The 22,675-nt window shown below is 66.2% G+C and carries 28 protein-coding genes; 16 read left to right on the top strand and 12 right to left on the bottom strand.

Features of this window, described 5'->3' with window-relative positions; all coding sequences use genetic code 11:
- Positions 1–79: 79 nt before the first annotated feature.
- From pgeF to lgt, 3 genes are read right to left on the bottom strand one after another with little or no spacing between them, the layout of a single operon-like run.
- Positions 80–850 (bottom strand): peptidoglycan editing factor PgeF, encoded by a 771-nt coding sequence (gene pgeF, locus AC13C7_RS06230; RefSeq protein WP_446122184.1) that lies wholly within the window; start codon positions 848–850, stop codon positions 80–82.
- A 3-nt stretch (positions 851–853) separates the two neighbouring features.
- Positions 854–1,918, bottom strand: coding sequence for a class I SAM-dependent methyltransferase (locus tag AC13C7_RS06225; protein ID WP_482866922.1), 1,065 nt, complete (start codon positions 1,916–1,918; stop codon positions 854–856).
- Positions 1,915–2,829, bottom strand: coding sequence for a prolipoprotein diacylglyceryl transferase (gene lgt / locus AC13C7_RS06220; protein ID WP_482866921.1), 915 nt, complete (start codon positions 2,827–2,829; stop codon positions 1,915–1,917). Before lgt ends, AC13C7_RS06225 begins: the two co-directional genes overlap by 4 nt.
- 120 nt (positions 2,830–2,949) lie before the next feature.
- Here lgt and AC13C7_RS06215 point away from each other — a divergent pair, with 120 nt between their 5' ends.
- The 6 genes from AC13C7_RS06215 (at position 2,950) to AC13C7_RS06190 (ending at position 6,452) form a co-directional block, all read left to right on the top strand.
- Positions 2,950–3,198 carry an accessory factor UbiK family protein gene (locus tag AC13C7_RS06215; RefSeq protein ID WP_172319796.1) on the top strand — a complete coding sequence of 83 codons (249 nt, stop codon included), beginning with the start codon at positions 2,950–2,952 and terminating at the stop codon, positions 3,196–3,198.
- A 152-nt stretch (positions 3,199–3,350) separates the two neighbouring features.
- Entirely contained in the window at positions 3,351–3,539 is a 189-nt protein-coding gene (locus tag AC13C7_RS06210) for a hypothetical protein (protein WP_172319797.1), read from the top strand.
- A 247-nt stretch (positions 3,540–3,786) separates the two neighbouring features.
- Positions 3,787–4,290 carry a type III secretion system chaperone family protein gene (locus tag AC13C7_RS06205; protein WP_172319798.1) on the top strand — a complete coding sequence of 168 codons (504 nt, stop codon included), beginning with the start codon at positions 3,787–3,789 and terminating at the stop codon, positions 4,288–4,290.
- 73 nt (positions 4,291–4,363) lie between these two features.
- Positions 4,364–5,173 carry a pyrroline-5-carboxylate reductase gene (proC, locus tag AC13C7_RS06200; RefSeq protein WP_482866920.1) on the top strand — a complete coding sequence of 270 codons (810 nt, stop codon included), beginning with the start codon at positions 4,364–4,366 and terminating at the stop codon, positions 5,171–5,173.
- The gene (locus AC13C7_RS06195) at positions 5,170–5,511 is read left to right on the top strand and encodes a tRNA-binding protein (RefSeq protein WP_482866919.1); all 342 of its coding nucleotides are present in this window, start codon (positions 5,170–5,172) and stop codon (positions 5,509–5,511) included. Before proC ends, AC13C7_RS06195 begins: the two co-directional genes overlap by 4 nt.
- Positions 5,508–6,452, top strand: coding sequence for a 2-hydroxyacid dehydrogenase (locus AC13C7_RS06190; protein ID WP_482866918.1), 945 nt, complete (start codon positions 5,508–5,510; stop codon positions 6,450–6,452). Before AC13C7_RS06195 ends, AC13C7_RS06190 begins: the two co-directional genes overlap by 4 nt.
- A 121-nt stretch (positions 6,453–6,573) precedes the next feature.
- On the opposite strand, the gene AC13C7_RS06185 is transcribed toward AC13C7_RS06190, so the two are convergent.
- Complete coding sequence (locus tag AC13C7_RS06185) at positions 6,574–7,161, bottom strand: thymidine kinase (protein WP_482866917.1); 588 nt, start codon at positions 7,159–7,161, stop codon at positions 6,574–6,576.
- Between the two features lie 142 nt (positions 7,162–7,303).
- Here AC13C7_RS06185 and AC13C7_RS06180 point away from each other — a divergent pair, with 142 nt between their 5' ends.
- The 10 genes from AC13C7_RS06180 (at position 7,304) to AC13C7_RS06135 (ending at position 15,850) form a co-directional block, all read left to right on the top strand.
- Positions 7,304–8,473, top strand: coding sequence for a cytochrome P450 (locus AC13C7_RS06180; protein ID WP_482866916.1), 1,170 nt, complete (start codon positions 7,304–7,306; stop codon positions 8,471–8,473).
- 160 nt (positions 8,474–8,633) lie between these two features.
- Entirely contained in the window at positions 8,634–9,386 is a 753-nt protein-coding gene (locus AC13C7_RS06175; protein WP_446120419.1) for a class II aldolase and adducin N-terminal domain-containing protein, read from the top strand.
- Positions 9,358–10,443 carry an FAD-dependent oxidoreductase gene (locus AC13C7_RS06170; RefSeq protein ID WP_482866915.1) on the top strand — a complete coding sequence of 362 codons (1,086 nt, stop codon included), beginning with the start codon at positions 9,358–9,360 and terminating at the stop codon, positions 10,441–10,443. Before AC13C7_RS06175 ends, AC13C7_RS06170 begins: the two co-directional genes overlap by 29 nt.
- A 54-nt stretch (positions 10,444–10,497) precedes the next feature.
- Positions 10,498–11,469, top strand: coding sequence for a sterol desaturase family protein (locus tag AC13C7_RS06165; RefSeq protein ID WP_482866914.1), 972 nt, complete (start codon positions 10,498–10,500; stop codon positions 11,467–11,469).
- 84 nt (positions 11,470–11,553) lie between these two features.
- The gene (locus AC13C7_RS06160; protein WP_172319807.1) at positions 11,554–12,105 is read left to right on the top strand and encodes an RNA polymerase sigma factor; all 552 of its coding nucleotides are present in this window, start codon (positions 11,554–11,556) and stop codon (positions 12,103–12,105) included.
- A complete protein-coding gene (locus AC13C7_RS06155; protein ID WP_446170052.1) occupies positions 12,105–12,740 on the top strand; it encodes a hypothetical protein in 636 nt (211 codons plus the stop codon). Before AC13C7_RS06160 ends, AC13C7_RS06155 begins: the two co-directional genes overlap by 1 nt.
- Positions 12,741–12,766: 26 nt before the next feature.
- Entirely contained in the window at positions 12,767–14,035 is a 1,269-nt protein-coding gene (locus AC13C7_RS06150; RefSeq protein ID WP_482866913.1) for a S8 family serine peptidase, read from the top strand.
- A gap of 100 nt (positions 14,036–14,135) precedes the next feature.
- Entirely contained in the window at positions 14,136–14,300 is a 165-nt protein-coding gene (locus AC13C7_RS06145) for a hypothetical protein (RefSeq protein WP_172319810.1), read from the top strand.
- Between the two features lie 214 nt (positions 14,301–14,514).
- Positions 14,515–14,697: a hypothetical protein gene (locus AC13C7_RS06140; RefSeq protein ID WP_482866912.1), complete on the top strand. Its 183-nt coding sequence runs from the start codon at positions 14,515–14,517 to the stop codon at positions 14,695–14,697.
- Positions 14,698–14,809: 112 nt separating this feature from the next.
- Positions 14,810–15,850 (top strand): AbrB family transcriptional regulator, encoded by a 1,041-nt coding sequence (locus AC13C7_RS06135; RefSeq protein WP_482866911.1) that lies wholly within the window; start codon positions 14,810–14,812, stop codon positions 15,848–15,850.
- Here AC13C7_RS06135 and dtd read toward each other — a convergent pair.
- From dtd to AC13C7_RS06095, 8 genes are all read right to left on the bottom strand, one after another.
- Entirely contained in the window at positions 15,847–16,290 is a 444-nt protein-coding gene (gene dtd, locus AC13C7_RS06130; protein ID WP_482866910.1) for a D-aminoacyl-tRNA deacylase, read from the bottom strand. The genes AC13C7_RS06135 and dtd overlap by 4 nt on opposite strands.
- Positions 16,287–17,210 carry a carbohydrate kinase family protein gene (locus AC13C7_RS06125; RefSeq protein WP_482866909.1) on the bottom strand — a complete coding sequence of 308 codons (924 nt, stop codon included), beginning with the start codon at positions 17,208–17,210 and terminating at the stop codon, positions 16,287–16,289. The genes dtd and AC13C7_RS06125 overlap by 4 nt, the downstream gene beginning before the upstream one ends.
- A gap of 72 nt (positions 17,211–17,282) precedes the next feature.
- Entirely contained in the window at positions 17,283–18,458 is a 1,176-nt protein-coding gene (locus tag AC13C7_RS06120) for a TFIIB-type zinc finger domain-containing protein (RefSeq protein ID WP_482866908.1), read from the bottom strand.
- Positions 18,459–18,546: 88 nt separating this feature from the next.
- Complete coding sequence (locus tag AC13C7_RS06115; RefSeq protein ID WP_482866907.1) at positions 18,547–18,945, bottom strand: RidA family protein; 399 nt, start codon at positions 18,943–18,945, stop codon at positions 18,547–18,549.
- 79 nt (positions 18,946–19,024) lie between these two features.
- Positions 19,025–19,576, bottom strand: coding sequence for a cytochrome b/b6 domain-containing protein (locus AC13C7_RS06110; RefSeq protein ID WP_482866906.1), 552 nt, complete (start codon positions 19,574–19,576; stop codon positions 19,025–19,027).
- 200 nt (positions 19,577–19,776) lie between these two features.
- Positions 19,777–20,916, bottom strand: coding sequence for an SPFH domain-containing protein (locus AC13C7_RS06105; RefSeq protein ID WP_482866905.1), 1,140 nt, complete (start codon positions 20,914–20,916; stop codon positions 19,777–19,779).
- A gap of 199 nt (positions 20,917–21,115) precedes the next feature.
- On the bottom strand, positions 21,116–21,730 hold the full coding sequence (locus AC13C7_RS06100) for a DUF6338 family protein (protein WP_482866904.1): 615 nt from the start codon (positions 21,728–21,730) through the stop codon (positions 21,116–21,118).
- A 2-nt stretch (positions 21,731–21,732) separates the two neighbouring features.
- Positions 21,733–22,674, bottom strand: a complete 942-nt coding sequence (locus AC13C7_RS06095; protein WP_446122259.1) for a DUF2927 domain-containing protein — start codon at positions 22,672–22,674, stop codon at positions 21,733–21,735.
- Position 22,675: the final 1 nt, after the last annotated feature.

The following is a 22,675-nucleotide window of genomic DNA, read 5'->3' as shown; positions in this document are numbered from 1 at the left end:
CGAATGGGGCGGGAGGCGCCCAAGCCTTGCCCCATTCGCGGGCAGGTGCGGCCCGAATCTGGCGAGGTTGCCCAATCTGTCAGAGACGAATCGCCGAGATCAGCCGCCCGTAATCGACCTCGCCGCGATGTGTGGCGCGGCGGTAGGAATAGAACCGCGCCTCGTCCGAATAGGTGCAATGGCCGGTCCATTCCGCATCGCCCACCCCCGCCGCGCGCAGCCGTGACAGGCCATAGCCCGGCAGATCGAACAGATACCGGTCGCCCGCGCCATTCACGAAGAAACGCGCGTTCTCGGGGGCCTCGTCCAGGAAGGGCTCGATGAACTCCGGCCCGACCTCATAGGCGCGCTGGCTGATCGAGGGGCCGATCGCGGCGTGGATATCCCCCCGCGTGGCCCCGAGCGCCTCCATTTCCGCAAGCGTGCTTTCCAGGATCCCGTCAAGCGCCCCGCGCCACCCGGCATGGGCGGCCCCGATCACGCCCGCCTTCGTGTCGGCCAGCAGCACCGGCTGGCAATCGGCGGTCAGGATGGCGATGGCGGTGCCGGGCGTGGCGCTGACGATGCCGTCGGCCTCGGGGCGGGGCAGGGGTTGGGTGTCACCGACCGCGACGGCCCGGTCACTATGGGTCTGGTGGACGGTAACCAGCCGCTCGACAGGCACTTCCATCGCATGCGCAACGCGGGCGCGGTTCATGTCGACCACGGCGGATTGATCCGAGGATCCCTGGCCGCAATTGAGGCCCCGGAAGATGCCCGAGGACGCCCCCCCGGCCCGCGTGAAGAACCCGTGCCGCACCCCTTTCAGGAGGTCGGAGGTCAGACATTCAAGCTGCGGTGTCGCGGTCATCGCTTAGGCGGGCTCCAATCCCGGAGGTGCGGGGCAGTGCGTCGGGGTCAACGCCAGCACTTTGAAGAGCGTTCCCATTTCCGAGGGATGCGTCAACCGTCTGTGTGCCGCGATATGGCTGTCAAGCGCCGCGCCTTGCAGCTTCGCCGCCAGCGCCTCGGCCCGCGCGGTGATGCCGAGCCGCTCCAGGAACACCCCCTGCGGCGTGAGGCGTGAGGCCCGCGCGCGGCTGGCCGAGGCCAGCGGCCCGAATGCCACATGCGCGGTCAGGTCGGTCGCGCCGGGGCTGGCCAGCGCATCGACAGGGGCATGGCCCCGCACCGCCTGCAACGTGTCTCCGATGCTGACCTCATCGCCATAATCGAGGATCAGCGCCGCGCCGCCAAGCGCCTCGATCCGGTTCCCGATATCGGCGGCCAGCGCCTGCGCGGAGGCGTTCCATTCCACGATTTGTCCCTCGTGCGTGCCCGCAACCCGATCCGCCAGGGCCTCTACCGGCGCCTCGGGGGCCAGGCCCCAGGCAAGCTGCCCGTCGACCACGCCGATCATGCGCTCATGCCAGCCGGTCTTGGCCCGCTGGAACTGGCGGATGGGCAGGGTGTCGAAAAACTCGTTGGCGATCAGGTAGGTGGGCAGGTCAGGCAGGCTTGCGGGATGGTCGTGGAACGTGACCTCATGGCCCTGCAATGCCGCTTCCTGCCGCGCGCGCAGGGCGGGCGAGGCCTCGACCAGGTGCAGCCGTAGGCCCGCGTGAAACCCCGGCACGCGCGCGGTTGCCCGCAGCGCGTCGGCCATCAGAGTGCCGCGCCCCGGCCCAAGCTCGACCAGCGCGAATTCCCCCGGCGCGCCCTGATCCATCCAGACCTGCGCCAGCCACAGGCCGATCATCTCGCCGAACATCTGGGAGATCTCCGGCGCGGTGGTGAAATCGCCCGCGGCCCCAAGCGGATCGCGGGTGGTGTAGTAGCCATGCGTGGGGTGCAGCAGGCATTCGGTCATGTAATCCGCCACGCTGATCGGCCCGGTCCGCGCGATCCGGGCGACAAGCGCGCCGTGCAGCGCCGTCATCGCGCGCGCCTGGGCACCAACACCATGATGAACAGCCCGGCAACGATCATCGGCAGCGACAGGATCTGCCCCATGCTCAGCCCCATATCGCCCATCTGCACGACATAGCCCATCGGGTTTTCCGCGCTGATGAAGAGGTCGTCTGCCTGCCGGAAGAACTCCACGATGAACCGCGCGAGGCCGTATCCCGCGATGAACAGCCCCAGGATAAGCCCCGGCCGTTTCAGCGCCCCGCGGGCCCATGCCAGCCACAGCAGAAGCGCGCCCAGGATCAGCCCCTCCAGGGCCGCCTCGTAAAGCTGCGAGGGATGGCGCGCGCAGACCAGTTGACCGGCCATTTCGACGATCCCCACCGGCCCTTCGCAATCCTGCGCCGCAAGTCCCGGAAACACCACGCCCCAGGGCGCATCGGTGGGCCGCCCCCACAGCTCGGCATTGATGAAATTCGCCACCCGGCCAAAGAACAGACCGAAAGGCGTGACCATCGCCATCGCGTCATGCACCTGCAACACCGGCAGCCGGTTGAGGCGGCAGAACATGAGCCCCGCCACCATGACCCCGAGGAACCCGCCATGAAACGACATGCCGCCCTGCCAGATCTGCACGATCTCGGCAGGGTTTTGCCAGTAATAGGCAGGCTGGTAGAAGATCACGTAGCCAAGCCGCCCGCCCAGGATCACGCCCAGGATCACCCATGTCAGCAGGTTTTCGACCTGCGCGGGCGTCATCGGCGCGGTGTCACCTGGCCACAGCTCGGGCCGCTTCACCGCCCGCACGATCACCCGCCAGCCGAGGATCAGCCCCGCGATATAGGCCAGCGCATACCAGCGCAGCTCGAACATCATGAAGCCCAGGTCGAGCGAGAAGATCACCGGATCAATGGGCGGAAAGGGGAGCGCTGCGGGGAGCATGGGAAACCTTCCTTGGGAACGATTACGGCTTGGATGGCCCATGCCCTGCGGCGAAGTCAACCTTGATGCCCCGGCCCGGAAGGGCCATATGAAAGCCCAAGCCACCAGGAGGCACGCAAGATGCAGACCCGCAACAAGATCATGGAAGATATCGGCCAGCTGATGACCAACGCGATGGGCGTGGCGCAAGGGGCCAAGGACGAGGCCGAGACCGCGATCAAGTCGGCCATGGACCGCTGGCTCGCGGACCGCGATTTCGTCACGCGGGAGGAGTTCGACGCCGTGCGCGCCATGGCCCAGAAGGCGCGCGAGGAAAACGAGGCGCTCAAGGCCCGGATCGCGGCGCTGGAATCGGACGGTCAGGGCTGAGCCCGGCAAGGGTTCCCTCAACCGATTGTTTCCGGGGTCGGGAAATCGGTCCCTGAATCGTCAGATTTCGGCCCCCATTCCGCAGTTTTGATCTGTCACAAACGGGGGCGTGCCGCAGAGCACAATCAATTCATTACCCCGGATCGCCACCCATGTTCGGTTTCAGCCTCCCCGTCAATCTCCTGCTTCTGGTCGCCAGCCTGGCATGCCTGATCGGCCTGCTTCAATGGCTGGCCCGCAGGGCGAAGCGGCGGCGCGACGAGGATGACCAGGATGTCGAACCCCTGACCACCAGCCTTGCCCGCACCCGCAGATTGCCCAGGGGCGGCGGCGGCACCTGATCCGGCGCGTAAAGCCATCCACATGCCTGAAATTACTTGTGGATAGGTCGCATCGGCGGCCCGTTCCCCCCTGTCACAGGTAAAATTATCCTTTACAGGATGCCCCTGACCCTCCACCATATCTGGTATGGGGTCGGGCACGCTCCGGCGACCCATAGTACAAGACCCAGCTTCTAGTAGGGGCGGCGGATCTGTCGGGTCCGACACTCCTGCCGAGGCTGCCAACGAGAAAAAAGAGGCCTGGGCAATGTCACTCTCCGAGCAATATCTGGAGGTCGAAGACCTTCACCCCATCGACATCGTGGAAACGCTGGCGACGCATCACGACTGGGATTTCGACCGCGTCGCCGACGATCAGATCGCCATGGCGATCGAGGGCCAGTGGCGCACCTATTCCGTCACCCTGGCCTGGTCCTCCTATGACGAGACGCTGCGGATGATCTGCACCTTCGACATGGAGCCGCCCGAGGGCACGCTGCCCGCGCTTTACGAGACGCTGAACCTGACCAATGACAAATGTTGGGCGGGGGCCTTCAGCTACTGGCACGCGCAGCGGCTGATGGTCTATCGCTACGGCCTGGTCCTGGCCGGTGAACAGATGGCCAGCCCCGATCAGATCGCCTGCATGGTCGAAACAGCCGTCATGGCGGCCGAGCGCTACTACCCGGCCTTCCAGCTGGCCTGTTGGGGCAACAAGACCCCGGAACAGGCGATGCAGGTGGCCATCGCCCAGACCTACGGACGCGCCTGACCCCCCCCCCATTGCAGCCGCCCCCGCCTGCGCATAGGCTCCGCGCCGATGCGCAGACAAAACGGGGGACGCGATGGGTTTCGATCAGATCAAGACGCGCGGGCTGGTGATGCTCGGCTGCGGCAAGATGGGGCAGGCGATGCTGGAGGGTTGGCTTGCCCGTGGCATCCCGGCTGACAGCGTCACCGTCATCGACCCGCGCCCCTCCGACTGGGTCAAGGCCAGGGGCATGCATGTCAACACGGAGCTGCCCGTTGACCCAGCCGTCGCGATCGTCGCCGTCAAACCGCAATTCATGGGTGAGGCGCTGCCGCAGCTGAAACCGCTTGGTGGCGGGGATTGCCTGATCGTCTCGGTCGCCGCCGGCACGCCGATTGCCACCTTCGAGACAACCCTCGGTGCAGGCACCCGCGTGATCCGCGCCATGCCCAACACGCCCGCCGCCGTGGGCCGCGGCATCACCGCGATCATCGGCAACGCGGCCTCCGGCCCCGCGGATGCCGACCTCGCCGAGGCGCTGCTCTGTGCCGTGGGGCAGGTGGTGCGGCTGGACAGCGAGGATCAGATCGACGCGGTCACCGGCGTCTCCGGCTCTGGTCCGGCCTATGTCTTCTACATGATAGACGCGCTTGCCGCCGCCGCGCGGGCGGAAGGATTGCCCGAGGAGATGGCGATGCAGCTTGCCAAGGCCACGGTTGCGGGCGCGGGCGCGCTGGCCGAGTCCGCCGACGACACCCCCGAACAGTTGCGCATCAACGTGACCAGCCCCAATGGCACCACGCAGGCGGGGCTTGAGGTGTTGATGGCCGAGGATGGCCTCATGCCGCTGATGCGCGCCACCGTGGCCGCCGCAGCGGGCCGCAGCCGGGAGCTCAAGGCATGAGCGACGAGATCGGTTTCGACGATTTCCTCAAGGTCGACATCCGCGTCGGCACCGTGACCCGCGCCGAACCCTTCCCCGAGGCGCGCAAACCCGCGATCAAGCTCTGGGTCGATTTCGGCGGCGAGATCGGCGAGCGCAAATCCTCCGCCCAGATCACAGCGCATTACACGCCCGAGGCGCTGATCGGACGGCAGGTTATGGCGGTGGTGAACTTTCCAGCCCGCCAGATCGGCCCGATGCGGTCGGAAATCCTTGTGCTCGGACTGCCCGACGAGACCGGAGAGATCGTGCTGATCGGCCCAGACCACCCGGTGCCCGCCGGGGGGCGGATGCATTGAAGCTGCTGATCACCCGCACCCTGACCGACGATGTCATGCGCCGCGCCCGCGCCGAATTCGACCTGCTGGAGCGCGCGACCAACACCCCGCTCGGACAGGCCGAGACAATCGAGGCTCTGCACAAGGCCGACATCCTCCTGCCCACGCTCGGCGATGCCCTGGGGGCGGAGGCTTTCACCGGCGACGGGCTGCGCTGCAAGCTGCTGGCCAATTTCGGCGTCGGCTATAACCATATCGACGTGGACGCCGCCCGCGCGCACGGCATTGCCGTCACCAACACGCCGGGCGCCGTCACCGATGCCACCGCCGATATCGCCATGACGCTTCTGCTGATGACCGCGCGCCGCGCAGGCGAGGGGGAACGGCTGGTCCGCGCGGGCAAGTGGTCCGGCTGGCACCCGGTGCAGATGTTGGGCCAGCACGTCACGGGCAAGCGTCTCGGCATCGTCGGCATGGGCCGGATCGGGCAGGCCATTGCCAGGCGCGCGCATTTCGGCTTCGGCATGCGGATCGCCCATAGCAGCCGCAGCCCCAAGGATATGCCCTTCCCGGCGGAGGCGCTGCCGCTGCCCGACCTTCTTGCCAGGTGCGATTTCGTGGCCCTCGCCGTGCCCGCCAGCCCGGAAACGCATCACCTGATCGGCGCGCGTGAACTGTCCCAGATGCAGCCCCACGCGGTGCTGGTCAATATCGCGCGCGGCGACGTGGTGGACGAATCCGCCCTGATCCATGCCCTGCAAAGCCACCGGATCGCAGGCGCGGGCCTCGATGTCTACGAGTTCGAACCGGACGTCCCCCCGGCCTTGCGCGCGCTGGACAATGTCACCCTGCTGCCCCATCTCGGCACCGCCACCGAGGAGGTGCGCAGCGCCATGGGCCATATGGCCCTCGACAACGCCATCGCCTTCCGCGACGGCCACCCGCTGCTCAACCCGGTCTGACTGTCCCATCTTCTTGGTGGAAATACTCTGGGGGTTTGGGGGCGTCGTCCATTGGGCTTGAACCAATGGCGCACAATGAACGACCCCCAACCGGTCGGATTGCGAAGCAATTCGACCCCTTTTAGCGCCCCCGATCCCCGATTTCCTCGCGGAAATGCTTGCGGCAGAGCGACACATAACGGTCATTGCCGCCCACCTCGACCTGCGCCCCCTCGCGCATCGCGTGTCCGTCTGCATCCACCCGGATCACCATCGTCGCCTTGCGCCCGCAATGACAGATCGTGCGCACCTCGCGCATCTCGTCGGCCAGCGCCAGCAATGCCGCCGATCCCGGGAACAACTCGCCCCGGAAATCGACGCGCAGCCCGTAGCACATCACCGGCACGCCCAGGTCATCGACCGCGCGGGCCAGTTGCCAGACCTGGTCGCGGGTCAGCCATTGCGCCTCGTCCAGCAGCACGCAGGCGCAGGGCCCCGCCTTGAGCCGCGTCTCGATCATCTCGAAAAGGTCGGTCGAGGCGCCATAGGTATCGGCAGGCGCCGAGATGCCGATGCGGCTGGCGATCTGGCCCTTGCCAGCCCGGTCATCGAAATTCGCGGTCAGCAGATAGGTCTGCATCCCCCGCTCGTTATAGTTGTAGGAGGCCTGCAACAGCAGCGTCGACTTGCCCGCGTTCATGGTGGAGTAGTTGAAGAACAGTTTCGGCATGGTCAGGTCGGGTCCGCTTGGGCGTGGATAAAGACAGCCCGGAGAGGGGCGAGAAAACCGATTCAATGTCAACCCGAAAGCCTCTAGGATGCGCGCGAAACGCCCTCATCGGGGCCAGTGTTTGACGTCAATCGGGGGAAGAATGTCCGACGCGCCGATCTATGAAATTGACCCGGAGGCTTTCTGGTCCGATCCCTATCCGGACCTCAAACGCATGCGCGAGACCGCGCCCATCGCCTATGTGCCGCAGCTTGGCGCGACGCTGATGACCCGGCGAAACGACATCTTCGAGCAGGAAAAGCGCGTCGATGTGTTCTCCTCGGTGCAGCCCGACGGGCTGATGACGCTGCTGATGGGCCAGAACATGATGCGCAAGGACGGTGATCCGCATATGGCCGAGCGGCGCGCGATCTTCCCCGCGATCTCGCCCAAGACGGTCAAGGATGTCTGGCGCGCGCATTTCAAGGTCCGCACCACGGTGATCCTGGACGTGCTGGAGGAGCGCGGCGAATGCGACCTCGTCGCGGATTACGCGATGCCGGTCTCGGCCGAGGCGCTGAAGGTGCTGACCGGCCTCACCAACATGAGCTACCCCGAGATGGACCGCGTCAGCCAGGGGCTTATCGACGGCTGTTCGAACTACGCGGGCGACCTGGAGGTCGAGGCCTATTGCAAGGCCTGCACCACCTCCATCGACAACCATATCGACGCGCGGATGCCCGCGCTGCGCGCCAACCCCGACAGCTCGCTTCTGTCGGTGATGATGCAGGCGGGGCTCAGCTCCAGCCAGATCCGGGCCAATATCAAGCTGGCGATCTCGGGCGGGCAGAACGAACCGCGCGATGCCATCGCGGGCACCGCCTGGGCGCTGATGACCAACCCGGATCAGCGCTGGATGATCCGCGACGGCAAGGTCACCTGGCTCAAGGCGTTCGAGGAATATGCCCGCTGGATCTCGCCCATCGGCATGTCGCCGCGCCGGGTCGCGCGCGAGGAGGTGGTGAACGGCGTCACCTTCCACCCCGAGGATCGGGTGTTCCTGATGTTCGGCTCGGCCAATCGCGATGCCGATTGCTTCGCCCGCCCCGACGATTTCGACGTGACCCAGGACAGCAGCGCCGCGATTCCCTTCGGCGCCGGTCCGCATTTCTGTGCCGGGGCCTGGGCCGCGCGCTGCCTGATCGCCGATATCGCCCTGCCGATGCTGTTCGAGCGGCTCAAGGGCCTGCGCCCCGCCGACCCGAAACAGACGAGCTTCGGCGGGTGGGCCTTCCGCGGGCCGCTCAATATGCCGGTGGTCTGGGACAGCTGACCGATTGGGGCGCACGGGGGCCGAAGAATTTTCCTTCAAAATTCTTCCGGTCCCAGAATTTTGAAGGAAAATTCTGCGCCCGCCTCACCCCTCCGCGCATGGTCTTTCGCGCCGTTTCGGATCAGACTGGTGCAAACCCCACGAAAAGGAAGGAGCTGCCATGTCCCTCGACACCGCCCGCCCCAACATGACCCATATGCAGGAACGCATCGACCTCGCCGCCGCCTTCCGCTGGACCGCGCGGCTCAATCTGCATGAAGGCGTCGCCAACCATTTCTCGATGGCGATCAGCGACGATGGCACCCGCTTCCTGATGAACCCCAACCAGATGCACTTCTCCCGCATCCGCGCCAGCGACCTGATCGAGATGGACGCCAACGATCCCGATGCGCTCATTGGCACCGATGCCGACATCACCGCCTGGGGCCTGCATGGCGGCATCCACCGGCATTGCCCGCATGCGCGCTGCGCGATGCATGTCCACTCGATCCACGCCACCGTGCTGGCCTGCCTCCAGGACAGCCGCCTGCCGCCGATCGACCAGAACTGCGCCACCTTCTACAACCGCATCGTCATCGACGACCATTACAACGGCTTGGCGATGGAGGACGAAGGCAACCGCTGCGCCGCGCTCTTCTCCGATCCGAAACACAAGGTCATGGTGATGGGCAATCACGGCGTCATGGTGATCGGCGCAACGGTGGCCGAGACCTTCAACCGCCTCTACTATTTCGAACGCGCCGCCGAGACCTATATCCGCGCGCTGCAAACCGGCCAGCCTTTGCGCGTCCTGTCGGACGAGGTGGCCGAGAAAACCGCGCGGATGCTGGAGGACTACCCCGAGCAGGACACCCGCCACCTGGCCGAGCTGAAGGCGATACTGGATGAAGAGGGCTCGACCTACGCGGACTGATCCGCGCGTCCTGATCGTGGGGGCGGGACCGACCGGCCTGACGGCGGGCGTCGAACTGGCGCGGCTTGGCATTATCCCGCGCCTGATCGAGAAACGCGAGACGGCCAGCGGCTTTTCCCGCGCTGTCGGCCTGCTGCCCGCCTCGATGGAGATCTTCGCGCGCTCCGGCACCGATGCGCCCATCCTGGCGGAGGCGATCCGCTTTCGGGGCATCCTCTTTCACCGCGATGCGCGCCGCGTTGCCCGCATCCCGCTTCCCGATCCGCCCGCGCCCCCGCCGCTCCTCGGCCTGCCGCAGGACCGCACCGAGCATCACCTGGCCGAGACCTTCCGCCGCCTCGGAGGCGCGGTGGAATACGCCACCCCGCTGACCGGCCTGCGCCAAACCGAGACGGAAGTGATCGCCGAAATCGACGGGCAGGACCACCGTTTCGACCAGGTCATCGCCGCCGATGGTGTCCACTCCACGGCCCGCATCGCACTCAGGCTGGACTTCCCCGGCTTCGACCTCGATCAGGACTGGTCCATCGCCGATGTCGAGGCGCCGGACTGGCCCGATCCGGGCTGGTTCCAGGGCTTCCTGATGGACCAGGGCCGCATCGCCGTGGTCGTCCCGCTGGAGGCCGCGCGCTTTCGCATCATCGCCGACACGCCCGACGCGCTGGCGGCCCTGCCGGTGGATATGCCCGTGACGCGGATGCACAGGGCGGGGCGCTTTACCCTCTCGATCCGGCAGATGGCGCAATATACCCATGGCCGGGTTGCCTTCGCGGGCGATGCCGCGCATTGCCATTCGCCCATCGGCGGGCGCGGCATGAATATCGGTATCGCCGATGCCGCCGACCTCGCCGCCCGCATCGCCGGGGGCGATGTCCCGGGCTATCACGCCGCCCGCCATCCGGTCGCCAAGCGCACCATCGACCTGACCGAGGCCGCCCGACGCCGCCTGACGGCAACCGGCGCGCTGTCGCGCATGACGATCACCGGCGCGCTGCGCATGGTTGCCCTGATCCCGCCGCTCAGACGCCGCCTGATCCGCACCCTGACCGATATCTGAGCCCTTGCCGCCACGCCGCCCGCGCGTAAACTGCACGCGCGGGAGGGACGGTCCATGAGCGACACGAGACAGGAATGGAACCACGTGCCAGAGGTGCCGATCCGCGTCTCGCCGCTCTGGTCCTGGCCGCCGCAGCCCGTGGCCGCCCTGCGCTGGTATCTCGACAGCTGGTTCTTCCTGACCATCAACATGGCCATCGTCGCGATCTCTTTCGCCAGCCTCTATCTCGCCAGCCCGACGCTGGCGCAGGCCGCGCAGCCCGCCCCCGGCTGGATCGCGCTGATCTTTCTGCGCAACGCCATCATCGTCACCCTGGTCGCGGGCCTGCTGCACCTGTGGTTCCACAGCTATGCGCGCCAGGGAACGGCGCTCAAATACGACCCGCGCCCCTATCCGCGCCGGGGCCGCGTCTTCACCTTCGACCGTCAGCTTGCCGATAACGCCTTCTGGACGCTCGCCTCGGGCGTCACGATCTGGTCGGCCTTTGAGTGCCTGATGTGGTGGGCCATGGCGAACGGGTATGCCGCCACGATCACGTTTCAGACCAACCCGATCTGGTTCATCGCCATCTTCTTCCTGATCCCGGTCTGGGAGAGCTTCTATTTCTACTGGATGCACCGCTTCCTGCACTTGGGGCCGATGTATCGCTTCCACGCGCTGCATCACCGCAACACCGATATCGGCCCGTGGTCGGGCCTCTCGATGCACCCGGTCGAACATCTGTTCTATTTCGGCTCGGTCCTCATTCATTTCGCCATCGCCAGCCACCCGGTGCACATCATCTTTCACCTGATGTTCTACGGCCTTCTGGCGATCACCACCCATACCGGGTTCGAGGGCGTCCTCTTCCGCAACCGCAAGCGCCTGCACCTGGGCAATTTCCACCACCAGATCCACCACCGCTATTTCGAATGCAATTACGGCAATCTCGATGTGCCCTGGGACCGGTTCTTCGGATCCTGGCATGACGGCACGCCCGAGGCCAAGGCGCGGATGCGGGAACGTCTGGCGGCGCGGCGGCGCTGAAGCCCCGGGTCCGGTTTCCCCCACTTGGCGCAGCCCGGAAAACCGTCTAGACCTTTGCACCTGGGTTTGGACGGACCTTAACATATGGATAGCGATCACAAATTCCTGATGACGCGGATCGCGGGGGGCGACAGACAAGCCCTCGCCGCGCTTTACCGTGCGCTGGAACGGCCCGTCTACAAATTCATCGTCTCCAGATTGAACGATCCGCACGAGGCGAACGACATACTCCATGAAGTCTTTATGGATGTCTGGCGTTCCGCCGACCGTTTCGAAGGGAGATCCAAAGTGCAGACCTGGATTTTTGGCATAGCCTACCGCAAGAGCATCGACGTGATGCGCAAGCGCGGCCGCGTGGATCTGACCGATGACAGTTTCGAGCAGGTCGATGACAGCCCCGATGCCGTCACCTGCCTGGCCGCGGGCCAGGAGGCGGACCATGTGCGCCACTGCATCGGGACGCTGAAGGACGACCACAGATCGGCCATCACATTGGCCTTCTACCAGGACATGACCTATGCCGAGATCGCCGAGGTCGCGGGCGTGCCCGAAGGCACCATCAAGACCCGCATCTTTCACGCCAAGAAACTCCTGATGCGCTGCCTGTCGGGCCGGGTCGAGCGGGGGGTGGCGTGATGAGCTATTCCCGTGACGATATCGAGGCCCTGCTGCCGTTCCACGCCAATGGCACGCTGGAGGGTGCGGACCGCGCCGCCGTCGAGGCCGCGCTGGAAACCGATGCCGAGTTGCGCGCCGATCTGGCCGCCTTGCAGGCCATCCGGCAGACCATGCAGACCGAAGAGGTCGCCAGCCCCGGAGATTTCGGCCTTGCCCGCCTGATGCGCGATGTCGAGGCCGAGACGCCCGTGACCGCGCCTCCCGCCGCCGCCAATGACAACGTGGTCCCCGTGACCCGCCTGCGCCTCTGGCAGACCGCCGCCGCCGTGATCCTGGCCGTGGGGCTCGGGGTGAACCTGCTGCCCGGTCCGGGCGATGCGCCGGAGACCGGGCGCAGCATCGCCACCGATGAAGCCCCCACCACTGAGGAGGGCTTCTCCCTCGCCTCGGGCGATGCCCCCGATTTCACCATCGCCTTCGCCCCCGACGCGCGTGAGGCGGAGATCCGCGCGCTGCTGCTGCAAGCGGGGGTCGAGATCACGCAAGGCCCCTCGGCCCTTGGCCTCTACGGGCTAAGCCTGCTAGACTCGGTCTCGGACGAGACCGCGCGCCCCATTCTGGCCAATTCCGGGATCGTCGACGATTTGCAATAGACCCATAGTCGAAGGCCATCGCCCCCATGCCGCATATCGCCCGTCTCCTGACCCTGCTGTTCCTTGCCCTCGCCGTGCCGCAGATGGCGCTGGCGCAGACCAACCCCGATGACGGGCCGGGGGAGACGCCGGGTGACGATCTGACCAACCCGGAAACCCCGGCGGGCGCGGAAGGGGACCATGGCGGTTCGGAACCGGCCATCCGCCATGTCGCGGATCCCTTCAACCGCTATGCCCGCGTCCGGTTCAATGCGCCCGAATATATCGTCTCGGGCCCCATCGCCCAGTTCGACGCCTCGCGCGCGGCGCTGACGGGGGGCGGTGCGACGCTGTTGCGCTACCGCGATCTGCCCGCGCTCGGACTGCGCATCGCGATCTACGATTTCAACGGGTCGCTCAACCAGGTCACGGCGCAGGCCGTGCTGGACGCGAACGCCCCCGACAGCCATGTCGGCCTGCACAATCTCTACGCGTTGGCGCAGGGCCGCCCGCGCGTCTATGCCGCCTCGATGGTGGGAATATCCGATCCCGGCACCTGCACGCTTGGCCGCCGCCTGACCATCGGCCTGATCGACGGGCCGGTCGATGCGGGGCACCCGGCGCTGGCGGGCGCGACCGTGACCTCTGAAAGCGTGCTCTACCCCGATGACCGCGCGCCGACGGCCAGCCACGGCACCGCCGTCGCCGCCCTGATGGTGGGCGAAGACCCCGAGGGCGTTCTGGGTGGCCTCGCGCGCGGGGCCAACCTGCATGCAATCTCCGCGTTCAGCCGCTCGGGCAGCAATACCGATGCCGATGTCGAGCGGATCGCGGCGGCCATCGACCGCCTGCTGGCGCGCAATGTCCGGCTGATCAACATGTCCTTTGCCGGCCCCGAGAACCCGGTGATGGAGGAGGTGCTGACCCTCGCCGCCGCACGTGGCGCGGTGATGATCGCGGCTGCCGGCAATGACGGGCGCGAACGCGCGGCCTATCCGGCGGCGCACCCGGATGTCATCGCCGTCACCGCCGTCGACGCCGCCTTCCGCCGCTACCGCGCCGCCAATTTCGGTGACCACATCGAATTTGCCGCCCCCGGTGTCGATCTCTACGTCGCCGACGGGCAGGGCGGCAGCTATGCCTCCGGCACCTCCTACGCCGCGCCCATCGTCACCGCGCTGGCCGCACGCCTGGGTGCGGGCGGCGGTCTGTCCGTGGCGGCGCTGCGCGAGCGGATGCGCAGCTCGGCGGTCGATCTCGGCCCCTCGGGCTTCGATGCCGAATACGGCTGGGGCCTGGTGCGCGGCGGCTGCTGAGCGCGGCGCCCGATTTCCTGACAAAGCTGTCATTTTTTGAACCCCCGGCCCGGCGCGCGCGACCCATCATCAGACACATCCGATGATAAGCGAGACTGCCATGACCCGCCTTCTGCCCGTCCTCAAATCCTTCTTCACCGGCCCCGGGGAGGGCGCGGCCTTCGCCGACCTGACGCCCCATGCCGTCCACACCCGCCACGCCATCGGCACCGGTCCGGGTGCCCGCGCGGCACTCGCCAACCTGCGCGCCGCCAGCCGCCGCTGACCCCTCTCTCCCCGGATCGGACCCTGCCTCCCGCCCGTCCGACCCGTCGCCTGGCCGGTGCCCTTCCCCATACGGATCGGCACCGGCTTTTTCTGACCGCACCCCGCAAAAACCCGGGAAAAAAGGCGAAATTCCTTTGAACCCGCGGGTGCCGTCACACGACCTACACATGTAACGCGCATGATTTTGCGCATGACCGAGGAAGCCCAAGACAATGTCCCGCACCGTTCGCTCGATCCTGACCTTCGCCACGGTCAGCCTGAACACCGCATCCTCGGCATTTGCCCACGATCTCGGGCAATCGTCGGTCGCCTGTTATGGCCAGGTGGTCGATGGTTATGACGAAACAATTTTCACCCATTGCGGTCGGGTCTTTTCCGTCCGACCCGCCGCATGAACGGCACTGACCGTCCCCCGTCCCAAACTTCAGTGCCTGCCCGGTCCTTCCCCCGAAGGACCGGGCCTTTTTTCCTGTCCGTGCCGTCTTTTCCCTCCCCCGCGAAGCGCGTATGGCTGATCGCATCATGCAAGGCCCTGTTCCGACCATCCTTCTGACCCTCGCGCTCGGTGCAGGCGGCGCGGTGCTGGCGCATCTGGCGGGCGTGCCCGCGCCCTACCTGACCGGGCCCGCCGCGCTGGTGACGCTGGCCAGCGTCGCGGGGCTGCGCACGCATGTGCCTGATATCCTGCGCGATTTGTGCTTTCTGACCATCGGTATCGGCATGGGCGCGGGCCTCAACCCCGAGATGCTGCGCGCCGCCGCGACATGGCCATTGAGCCTCGTGGTGCTGAGCGTGGCGATGGTCGCGATCTTCCTGCCCGGCGCGGCCCTGCTGGAGCGGGTCTTTGTCTTCGACCGTCTGACCGCGCGGCTGGCGGCGTCACCGGGGCATCTGAGCTTCGTGCTGTCCCTCACCGCCGAAAGCCGGGCGGATATCGCCATCGTCACCGTCGTGCAATCGCTGCGGGTGCTGGCGCTGACGCTGCTGGTGCCCTTCGCGGTCGCCATGCTCAGCGGGGCCGACCTGAGCATCGGATTGCCGCCCGGTCCGATCCTGTCCATCACATCGCTGGCCGGTCTCGCGGCGGTCTCGGCGGCGCTCGGGTGGGGGTTCAAGCGGCTGCGCCTGCCCGCGGCCTACCTGCTTGGCGGCTTCGTGGTCTCCTCGCTCGGCCATGCCAGCGACGTGACGCCGGGTCTGGTGCCGCTCTGGGTCTCGGTGCCGGGCTTCGCGATCATGGGCACGCTGATCGGCACGCGGTTCTCGGGCACAACGCCAAGCCTGATCGTGCGCGCTTTCGGGGCGGCGGCGGCGCTGGCGGTGCTGGCGCTTGCCGTGACCGTCCTGGCCGCCTTCGCCATGTATTGGGCGCTGGACATGCCGATGACGACACTGCTGATCGCCTACGCGCCGGGGGGGCTGGAGACCATGGCCGCGATCTCGGTGATGCTGGAGGCCGACCCCGCCTTCGTCGCCTTTCACCACACCTTCCGGGTGGTGTTCCTGACCTTCCTCGTGCCCGCCTGCCTGCCGCGCGTGCGGGCCTAATCTTCGGTGTCGATCCAGATCGTGACCGGGCCGTCATTGACCAGCGAGACCTGCATATCGGCCCCGAATTGGCCCGTCTCGGTTGCCACGCCCAAACCCCGCATCGCATCCGCGAAACGCTCGTAGAGCGCGCGGGCCAGGTCGGGCGGCGCGGCGCGGGAATAGCCCGGTCGGTTGCCGCGCGATGTATCGGCGGCCAGCGTGAACTGGCTGACCACCAAGGCCCCGCCGCCGGTATCCAGAAGCGAGCGGTTCATCTTGCCCGCCTCATCGGTGAAGACGCGCAGCTTGGCGATCTTGGCGGCCAGCGCCTGCGCCACGGCCTCATCATCGCCCGGCATGGCGCAGACCAGGATCATGAGGCCCGCGCCGCATTGGCCGACGACATCGCCCTCCACGCGCACATCGGCCTCGCGCACCCGCTGGACAAGCGCCCTCATTGCAACTCGGCGGCCCAGGGCGGGCTGGCCCCGGCGCGGCTCACGGTGATCGCTGCGGCCCGCGCGCCCAAGGCCAGCGCATCGCGCAGGGCTCCGTCGGACAGATCCGCCAGCGCCGCCTTGGTCAGCACACCGCCCCCGTGCAGCGACGCGAGGAAGCCCGCGTTGAACGTATCGCCCGCGCCGACGGTATCGACCACCTGCGCCTTTTGTGCCTCGACAAAGACCGACCCGGTGCCCGTGTAGCCCGTCACGCCGCTGGCCCCTTCCGTCAGGCAGAGCAGTTTCGGCCCGCGCGCCAGCACCTTTGAGGCGAGGTCGGGCAGGTCGCCGTCCCCCTCAAGCCACACAAGATCCTCATCCGACAGCTTGACGATATCGGCCACCGCCAGCATGCCGTTCAGCCGCTCGCGGTAGCGCGCCTCGTCCTTGATGAAGCCGGGGCGGATATTGGGGTCGAGCATGACGGGCCGCGTCGCCGCCTCGCGCAGGCAAAGCGCGGCATAGCCTTCCGCGCAGGGTTCCACCGCCAGGGAAATGCCCCCGAAAAACAGCGCCGAGACACCCTCCAGCCGCCCCGGCATGTCCTCGGGCGCAAGCATCCGTCCGGCGGTGTTCTCGTCATAGAAGGCATATTGCGCCTGGCCGTCCTTGAGCGTCACGAAGGCCAGCGTGGTGGGCCGGTCGCTGCGGATCGCGAGGTCATGCCCGACATGGCTGGCTTGCAGGGACCGCTCCAGCCGCTGGCCAAAGAGGTCGCGCGACAGCCCTGTCAGCAGGCCGACCGGCACGCCCAACCGGCCAAGCGCCACGCTGGTGTTGAAGACCGCGCCGCCGGGATAGGGGGCAAAGACGGCCTCGCCGCTCTCGGATTGCCGGGGCAGCATGTCGATCAGGGCCTCGCCGCAACACAGGATCATCTCGCCGGTCTCCAGTCAGGATATGTTTGCGCTAACAACTATCGTTTCCGCAGCGGCTTGACCAGTCCGACCTTACTGGTTCATCGCAACCAGATAGCCGACGCCCGCCGCCACGATCAGGCCCGCGATCACGGCCAGCGCGATCTTGATGGCGGAATAGGGCCGTTCGCCCTGCACCCGGCCGGTCTGGCCGTTGACCACGAAGCGGTAGCTCTTGCCGCGATACTTGTAGGCCGCCATCCAGACCGGCAGCAGGATATGCTTGAAGGTCACGTCCGACACGTCCGTCGCCACCTGGCTGATCCGCTGCCGGTCGCCGCCGATGTCGAACTTGATGTCGCGCCGGATCTGCGCGTCCATGATCTCGCGGGCCTCGTCAAAGCCTTCCTCAAGCTGGACCGTATAGCCCTCGGCCCGGAACCCGGCCAGGAAATGCGGCGTATAGGGCTCCAGCATGGTCAGGTTCCAGGGCGCCAGCCCGTCGGTGTAGCTTTTCGGCAGCGAACGCGACCCAAGCACCAGCACATCGTCGAAGAAGCGCTGCACCCGGCCCCGCACATTGGTCCAGCGGATCCTCTGCTCGCGCACGGTCCGGGTCTGGCCGTTCCGCGTCACGGTGCGGTTGACGTAATAGACCGTGCCGCGCTGACCCTCGTAGCGGCTGCGCGTTTCGGCGTCATAGGTCCAGTAGGGCACATAGATGCCGTCCAGCTTGCGGCCCTTCCTGGAATATTCCTGCAAGCCGTTCGGCGCGAACCACAGCTTGCCGAGCCATTCGTTCATCGCGTCATGCGCGCTGCGTTCGTCCAGCTGGAAGGGCAGCACGCCCTTGGGCTTGATATGGCGATGGGTGCCGGTATCGGCCACCACGGGCGTGGCGCAGAACGGGCATTCGGTGGCGTGATCGGCCTCGTTGAACTCCACCTGCGCGCCGCAATTGGGGCAGGAGGAGACGCGGATCTCCTCCATCTCGGCCTCGGGCAATTGCGCGCCGAGGGCGGCGTGATAGTCCAGCTCGCGGATCGCGGGCGCGTCCTCGACCATGTCCATCGCGCGGGTATTGCCGCAATGGTCGCAGATCAGTTTGCCCTCTGCCGGCGCGAACCGCATGTCGGATCCGCATTGATCGCAGGGAAAGCGGTGTTCCTCGTTGCCCTGCGGGGCCTCGGTTTCGACTGCGTCATCCTCATCCTCCCACGGGCCGCGAGGGGGGGGGGCACCGGGGGGCAGGGGGGGAATATCGCTCATGATCAGGTCTCAAATATCTGGTGGCGTTATGAAACCGATCATGCGTGGGGGCCCGCGTCGATGCAAGCCCGATGGCCGCCAAGGGGGCTTACCGCCATGCTTCGGCAGCGACGACCGCATCGACTTCGATCTCAACCAGCCATTCGGGGTTCACGAACCGGGTGACCGCCATGATCGTGTCCACGGGGCGTGCATCGACGCAATATGCCTTTCGCGCCTCGATCGCGGCCTTCCAGGTGTCGATATCCGTCAGGATGACCCGCGTCCGGACGATGTCATGCAGACCGGAGCCAGCCTGTTCCAGCGCCGCCTTGATGATTTCGAAACACTGCGTGGTTTGCGCGAAGACATCGCCGATGCCCACGGTCTTGCCGTCTGCGTCGACGGGCGCGGTCCCGCCTACGGAAATGCAGGGGCCAACGCGAACCGCGCGGCTGAATCCGACAATGTCCTCCATCGGATTGCCGTTTGAAATCAGCTGGCGCATGTGCTGATCCCCCCTGTCCTGCGCCCAACATACAGGTATCGGGCTGGCGGGACAGCATTTCGGACCGACGCGCCCGGTCTTACAACCAGCGATGCAACACGCGCGGGGCCATGATGCGCAGCGCATTGTCCCTGAGCCGCAGGTGCCGCCAGATGTGAAAGCCTGCATGGATCACGACGATGCACGCGAGGATATAGAACTCGACGATATGGATCCGGCCCACGATCTCATTGGCGCGGTGCAGTCCCAGAGGCGGGGCAATGGGCAGGAACCCGCCCGCGCGCATCAGGGTCGACGAGGTCAGCCCAAGCAGGAACCCGGTGATCGCGACGCCGAACAGGCCATAGATCAGCACCTTGTGCAGCACCTGGTGAAACAGCCGCGCCCAGGGCGGCAGCTTCGGCCCCGGTCGGCTGGCCAGACCGCGGCGCAGGTAGGAGGCCGTCCACCACAGGGAAAGCGTCACGAAGATCAGCGCCACGTTGGAATGGATATGGAAAAAGGTCTCGCCGCCGATCCGCAGCACCACCTCGGGCGTCATGAAGAGGAACCAAATCACCAGCGGCAGCATCAGCCAATGCACCGCCTTCAGGACGGTGCGGCGCTGCGGCAGGCGGATATGACGGGTCATGCGCATGACCACAGGCACGGGAAAGGGGAGGGGAAAGTTTCACCGCTGAGGTCAGCGCAGCGGCGCCGGCACCGCGCTGCAAGGTTTTTCAAAAAACCTTGTCTCCCGCAAATTCGAATTTGCCGACAAAGCGCCTTCGAAGGCGCTTGGCCACCCGCGAAACGAAAAGGGCCGGAAGGTCTCCCCCCGGCCCCTGTGCCTCACACCCCCGGCGGCGGGGGCGGCGGCATGACGGTGAAGAGCTGCGCCAACTCGTCGACCTCACCGGCCTTCTTCCAGCCATCCTGCCCGGCGGTCCAGACATGGGTTTCGCGGGTCAGTTCACCGGCGCTCGCCATCTGGCCCATCGTGGCCTTGGAGAAGGGGCCTTTGGTCTGGCCGTTCTCGGCGACATGCCAGACATGTTCGACCGGCGGCGGCGGCGGGGCGGCGGGCTGCTGCTGGCCTTGCGGGTTCGCGCCCCAGGGGCCCGCGTTCTGGCCGCCAAGGGCGTTCGCCATCTGGCCCGCCATCGCCATGCCCATGCCAAGCCCCATGCCCGCGCCCATGCCGCCATCGCCGCCGGGATTGTTGGCCGCCGCCGTCATCGCCTCGGCCGCCGAATACTGGGTGTATTTCGAGAGGTCGCCCACAACGCCCATGGATGTCCGCTTGTCCATCGCGGCCTCGACCGCGGGCGGCAGGCTGATATTCTCGATATAGAGCTCGGGCAGCTCCAGCCCGTACTGGTCGATGGTGCCCGAGATCGCCTCGGCCATCAGGCGGCCCAGATCGCCGGTATTGCCCGCCATGTCGAGCACCGGAATCCCCGCGCTGCCGATGGTGCGCGAGAATTCCTGCACGATGATGTTGCGGATCTGGAAGGTGATCTCGTCGGTCGTGAACTCGCCATCCGTGCCGACGATCTCGGTCATGAACCGGCCGGCATCCTTCACCTTGACCGTATAGGTGCCATAGGCGCGGATGCGGGTCGGCCCGAACTCGGGATCACGCAGCATGATCGGGTTCTTGGTGCCCCATTTCAGGTCGGTGAAGCGGTTGGTGTTGACGAAATAGATCTCGGATTTGAAGGGCGACTGGAAGCCGTGCGACCAATGCTGAAGCGTGGTCATGATCGGCATGTTGTTGGTTTCCAGCATGTAGAGGCCGGGGCGGAACACATCCGCCAGCTGCCCCTCATGGATGAACACCGCCGTCTGGCCCTCGCGCACGGTCAGCTTGGCCCCGTATTTGATCTCATGGCCGTGCCGCTCGAAGCGGTAGACCATGGTGTCGCGGGTGTCGTCGGTCCAGTGGATGACATCAATGAACTGGCCGGAGAGGAAATCGAAAATGGACATGGGTTAGCTGGTCCTTCCCTTGGAAACCTTTTCTGCAAATGCCGAGCCCCAGACCTGCGCTCTACGGGGTTTGCGACTTTCATCCGTTGTTCCGGATCCGTTCGGAGCGGAGGCCCCGTCAGTCTTCCCGGGACGCCGGATCGTCCCTGACCAACGTTCGCCGCCATCCTTTCCGATCCTGTATCCTTCATAGAGCGTCTTAGGCATGTTCCACATCCTTCACGTCAAGAAACTCGATCGACCGCATCTTGGTCGTGTCGATCCAGGCCGATCTCCGAGGGAAAACCACGAACCAATCGTCTGCATCTATATCATATATGGCTTCAAGGAATATTCCGCCATTCTCGTTTTCAAAGCTGGCCATCGAAGCCTTGCCGAAAAAACCGTAGATTTCGTTTCCATCCTCAAAGCGGAGCACGACATAGCAGGGACCGGACAGAGAATCGAAGGCAAAATCAACCGCCGGATTCACGGGGCGAACGGTCGGCATGACCAGCCGTCGCAGTCCTTGGGGGAACCAATTGCGGTTCGCCATCCAGCCGACCGCCAAACCAAGCACAAACGGTTGCGCAACGTTCTGGAGAACCAAGACAATTGAAGGGTTCTCATCGCGCCAGGATGTGGATATCGCGGCAATCGTGAAGAGCGCGATCATCTGATTTATCAGGCTCAAGATCAGCGATTCAACCAGCGTCTCATTGATCTTCGGACGTGCACCGGCAACGAACCAACTGCGCACTGACATGAACACGAACCCCGCCAGAAGATAGCTGGCGAAGAAATCCAGGGTCTGCGGGCTGAGCAACTGGTTCATCGTCAGCTCGGCCCACCCACCAGCGCATCGGCAAGCTCGCGCAGGATCGGGCGGGCCGTGTCGGGGGTCATGCCGGGCCGCAGGCGGGGGTCGTAGAGCATCGAAAGCAGCATCTCGTCATGCGTCGTCAAGAGCGCGAATTCCTCGTCATCGTTGAAGATCGAGGGGCGCGCGGTGGGGCTGTCATTGGGCAGGCCCAAACCTTGCGCGACCTCTTCATGGACGCAGGATTTGCGCAGCAGGTCGGGATGCTCGGTGCGAATGATTGCGATCGCGGCGACATAGACATTGGGGTTGCCCGCCTCGGAGACCGAGTAGACCGAGCAGAAATTGAACCGGGGCAGGCTGGTGATCTCGTTGATGGTGGCCTCGCCGATCCCCGGCATGATCCGGCGCAGAAGCGGCCCGGCCGCAACCTGTTCGTCGCGGTTGAGGTAGAGGACGTGGAAGTTTCCGCCCGACCCCACGGCGCGGATAGGGTGCCCCGTCACCCGCGCCAGCCGGTCGGCATAGCGCGACAGGAAGGCGCGGTCGGCGTTGCGCGTCTCTTCCGAAACCGAGGCCCCGAAATGCGCCTGCAGCCGCACCGGGCGTTCCCACCTGCGCAAGGCGGCCGGTGTCTGCTGCGCGATGAAACGCCCGCCGGACAGGGTGTATTCGTCGTAAAGCGCGATGCGCTCGAAATTGGCCACAAGGTTGCGCGCGATGATGGGGGTGTCCGGCCCGCCGCCATCGGTGCGCAGCAAGCCTTGCGTCAACAGCCGCTGCTGCACACCCGCGTAATAGCGTGCATAGGCCAGGCTTTCCTCGGAGGGCTCCACCGAGGGCGGGGCCACGACGGGCGGCGCGGGGCGCGGGGTGGGCGCGGGCGGGTCCGGCACCTCACAACCCGCAAGACCCGCCAGGGCGATGCCTGCAAGTGCTGCCGGGACCCGGACCCGCATC

The organism is Alterinioella sp. B-7, assembly GCF_056857775.1.
The sequence above is the reverse complement of the archived record's forward strand: the minus strand, read 5'-3'. Positions and strand labels throughout refer to the sequence as shown.

Coding starts and splice junctions, on each gene's coding strand:
- AC13C7_RS06215 (WP_172319796.1), top strand. CDS start 2,950: ATGCAGACCCGCAACAAGATCATGGAAGATATCGGCCAGCTGATGACC.
- AC13C7_RS06170 (WP_482866915.1), top strand. CDS start 9,358: ATGAAGAGGGCTCGACCTACGCGGACTGATCCGCGCGTCCTGATCGTG.
- AC13C7_RS06225 (WP_482866922.1), bottom strand. CDS start 1,918: ATGACGGCGCTGCACGGCGCGCTTGTCGCCCGGATCGCGCGGACCGGG.
- AC13C7_RS06165 (WP_482866914.1), top strand. CDS start 10,498: ATGAGCGACACGAGACAGGAATGGAACCACGTGCCAGAGGTGCCGATC.
- AC13C7_RS06175 (WP_446120419.1), top strand. CDS start 8,634: ATGTCCCTCGACACCGCCCGCCCCAACATGACCCATATGCAGGAACGC.
- AC13C7_RS06180 (WP_482866916.1), top strand. CDS start 7,304: ATGTCCGACGCGCCGATCTATGAAATTGACCCGGAGGCTTTCTGGTCC.
- AC13C7_RS06140 (WP_482866912.1), top strand. CDS start 14,515: ATGTCCCGCACCGTTCGCTCGATCCTGACCTTCGCCACGGTCAGCCTG.
- proC (WP_482866920.1), top strand. CDS start 4,364: ATGGGTTTCGATCAGATCAAGACGCGCGGGCTGGTGATGCTCGGCTGC.
- AC13C7_RS06100 (WP_482866904.1), bottom strand. CDS start 21,730: ATGAACCAGTTGCTCAGCCCGCAGACCCTGGATTTCTTCGCCAGCTAT.
- AC13C7_RS06160 (WP_172319807.1), top strand. CDS start 11,554: ATGGATAGCGATCACAAATTCCTGATGACGCGGATCGCGGGGGGCGAC.
- pgeF (WP_446122184.1), bottom strand. CDS start 850: ATGACCGCGACACCGCAGCTTGAATGTCTGACCTCCGACCTCCTGAAA.
- AC13C7_RS06205 (WP_172319798.1), top strand. CDS start 3,787: ATGTCACTCTCCGAGCAATATCTGGAGGTCGAAGACCTTCACCCCATC.
- AC13C7_RS06150 (WP_482866913.1), top strand. CDS start 12,767: ATGCCGCATATCGCCCGTCTCCTGACCCTGCTGTTCCTTGCCCTCGCC.
- AC13C7_RS06210 (WP_172319797.1), top strand. CDS start 3,351: ATGTTCGGTTTCAGCCTCCCCGTCAATCTCCTGCTTCTGGTCGCCAGC.
- AC13C7_RS06110 (WP_482866906.1), bottom strand. CDS start 19,576: ATGACCCGTCATATCCGCCTGCCGCAGCGCCGCACCGTCCTGAAGGCG.
- AC13C7_RS06185 (WP_482866917.1), bottom strand. CDS start 7,161: ATGCCGAAACTGTTCTTCAACTACTCCACCATGAACGCGGGCAAGTCG.
- AC13C7_RS06135 (WP_482866911.1), top strand. CDS start 14,810: ATGGCTGATCGCATCATGCAAGGCCCTGTTCCGACCATCCTTCTGACC.
- AC13C7_RS06120 (WP_482866908.1), bottom strand. CDS start 18,458: ATGAGCGATATTCCCCCCCTGCCCCCCGGTGCCCCCCCCCCTCGCGGC.
- AC13C7_RS06105 (WP_482866905.1), bottom strand. CDS start 20,916: ATGTCCATTTTCGATTTCCTCTCCGGCCAGTTCATTGATGTCATCCAC.
- dtd (WP_482866910.1), bottom strand. CDS start 16,290: ATGAGGGCGCTTGTCCAGCGGGTGCGCGAGGCCGATGTGCGCGTGGAG.
- AC13C7_RS06095 (WP_446122259.1), bottom strand. CDS start 22,674: ATGCGGGTCCGGGTCCCGGCAGCACTTGCAGGCATCGCCCTGGCGGGT.
- AC13C7_RS06155 (WP_446170052.1), top strand. CDS start 12,105: ATGAGCTATTCCCGTGACGATATCGAGGCCCTGCTGCCGTTCCACGCC.
- AC13C7_RS06145 (WP_172319810.1), top strand. CDS start 14,136: ATGACCCGCCTTCTGCCCGTCCTCAAATCCTTCTTCACCGGCCCCGGG.
- AC13C7_RS06125 (WP_482866909.1), bottom strand. CDS start 17,210: ATGATCCTGTGTTGCGGCGAGGCCCTGATCGACATGCTGCCCCGGCAA.
- AC13C7_RS06115 (WP_482866907.1), bottom strand. CDS start 18,945: ATGCGCCAGCTGATTTCAAACGGCAATCCGATGGAGGACATTGTCGGA.
- AC13C7_RS06195 (WP_482866919.1), top strand. CDS start 5,170: ATGAGCGACGAGATCGGTTTCGACGATTTCCTCAAGGTCGACATCCGC.
- lgt (WP_482866921.1), bottom strand. CDS start 2,829: ATGCTCCCCGCAGCGCTCCCCTTTCCGCCCATTGATCCGGTGATCTTC.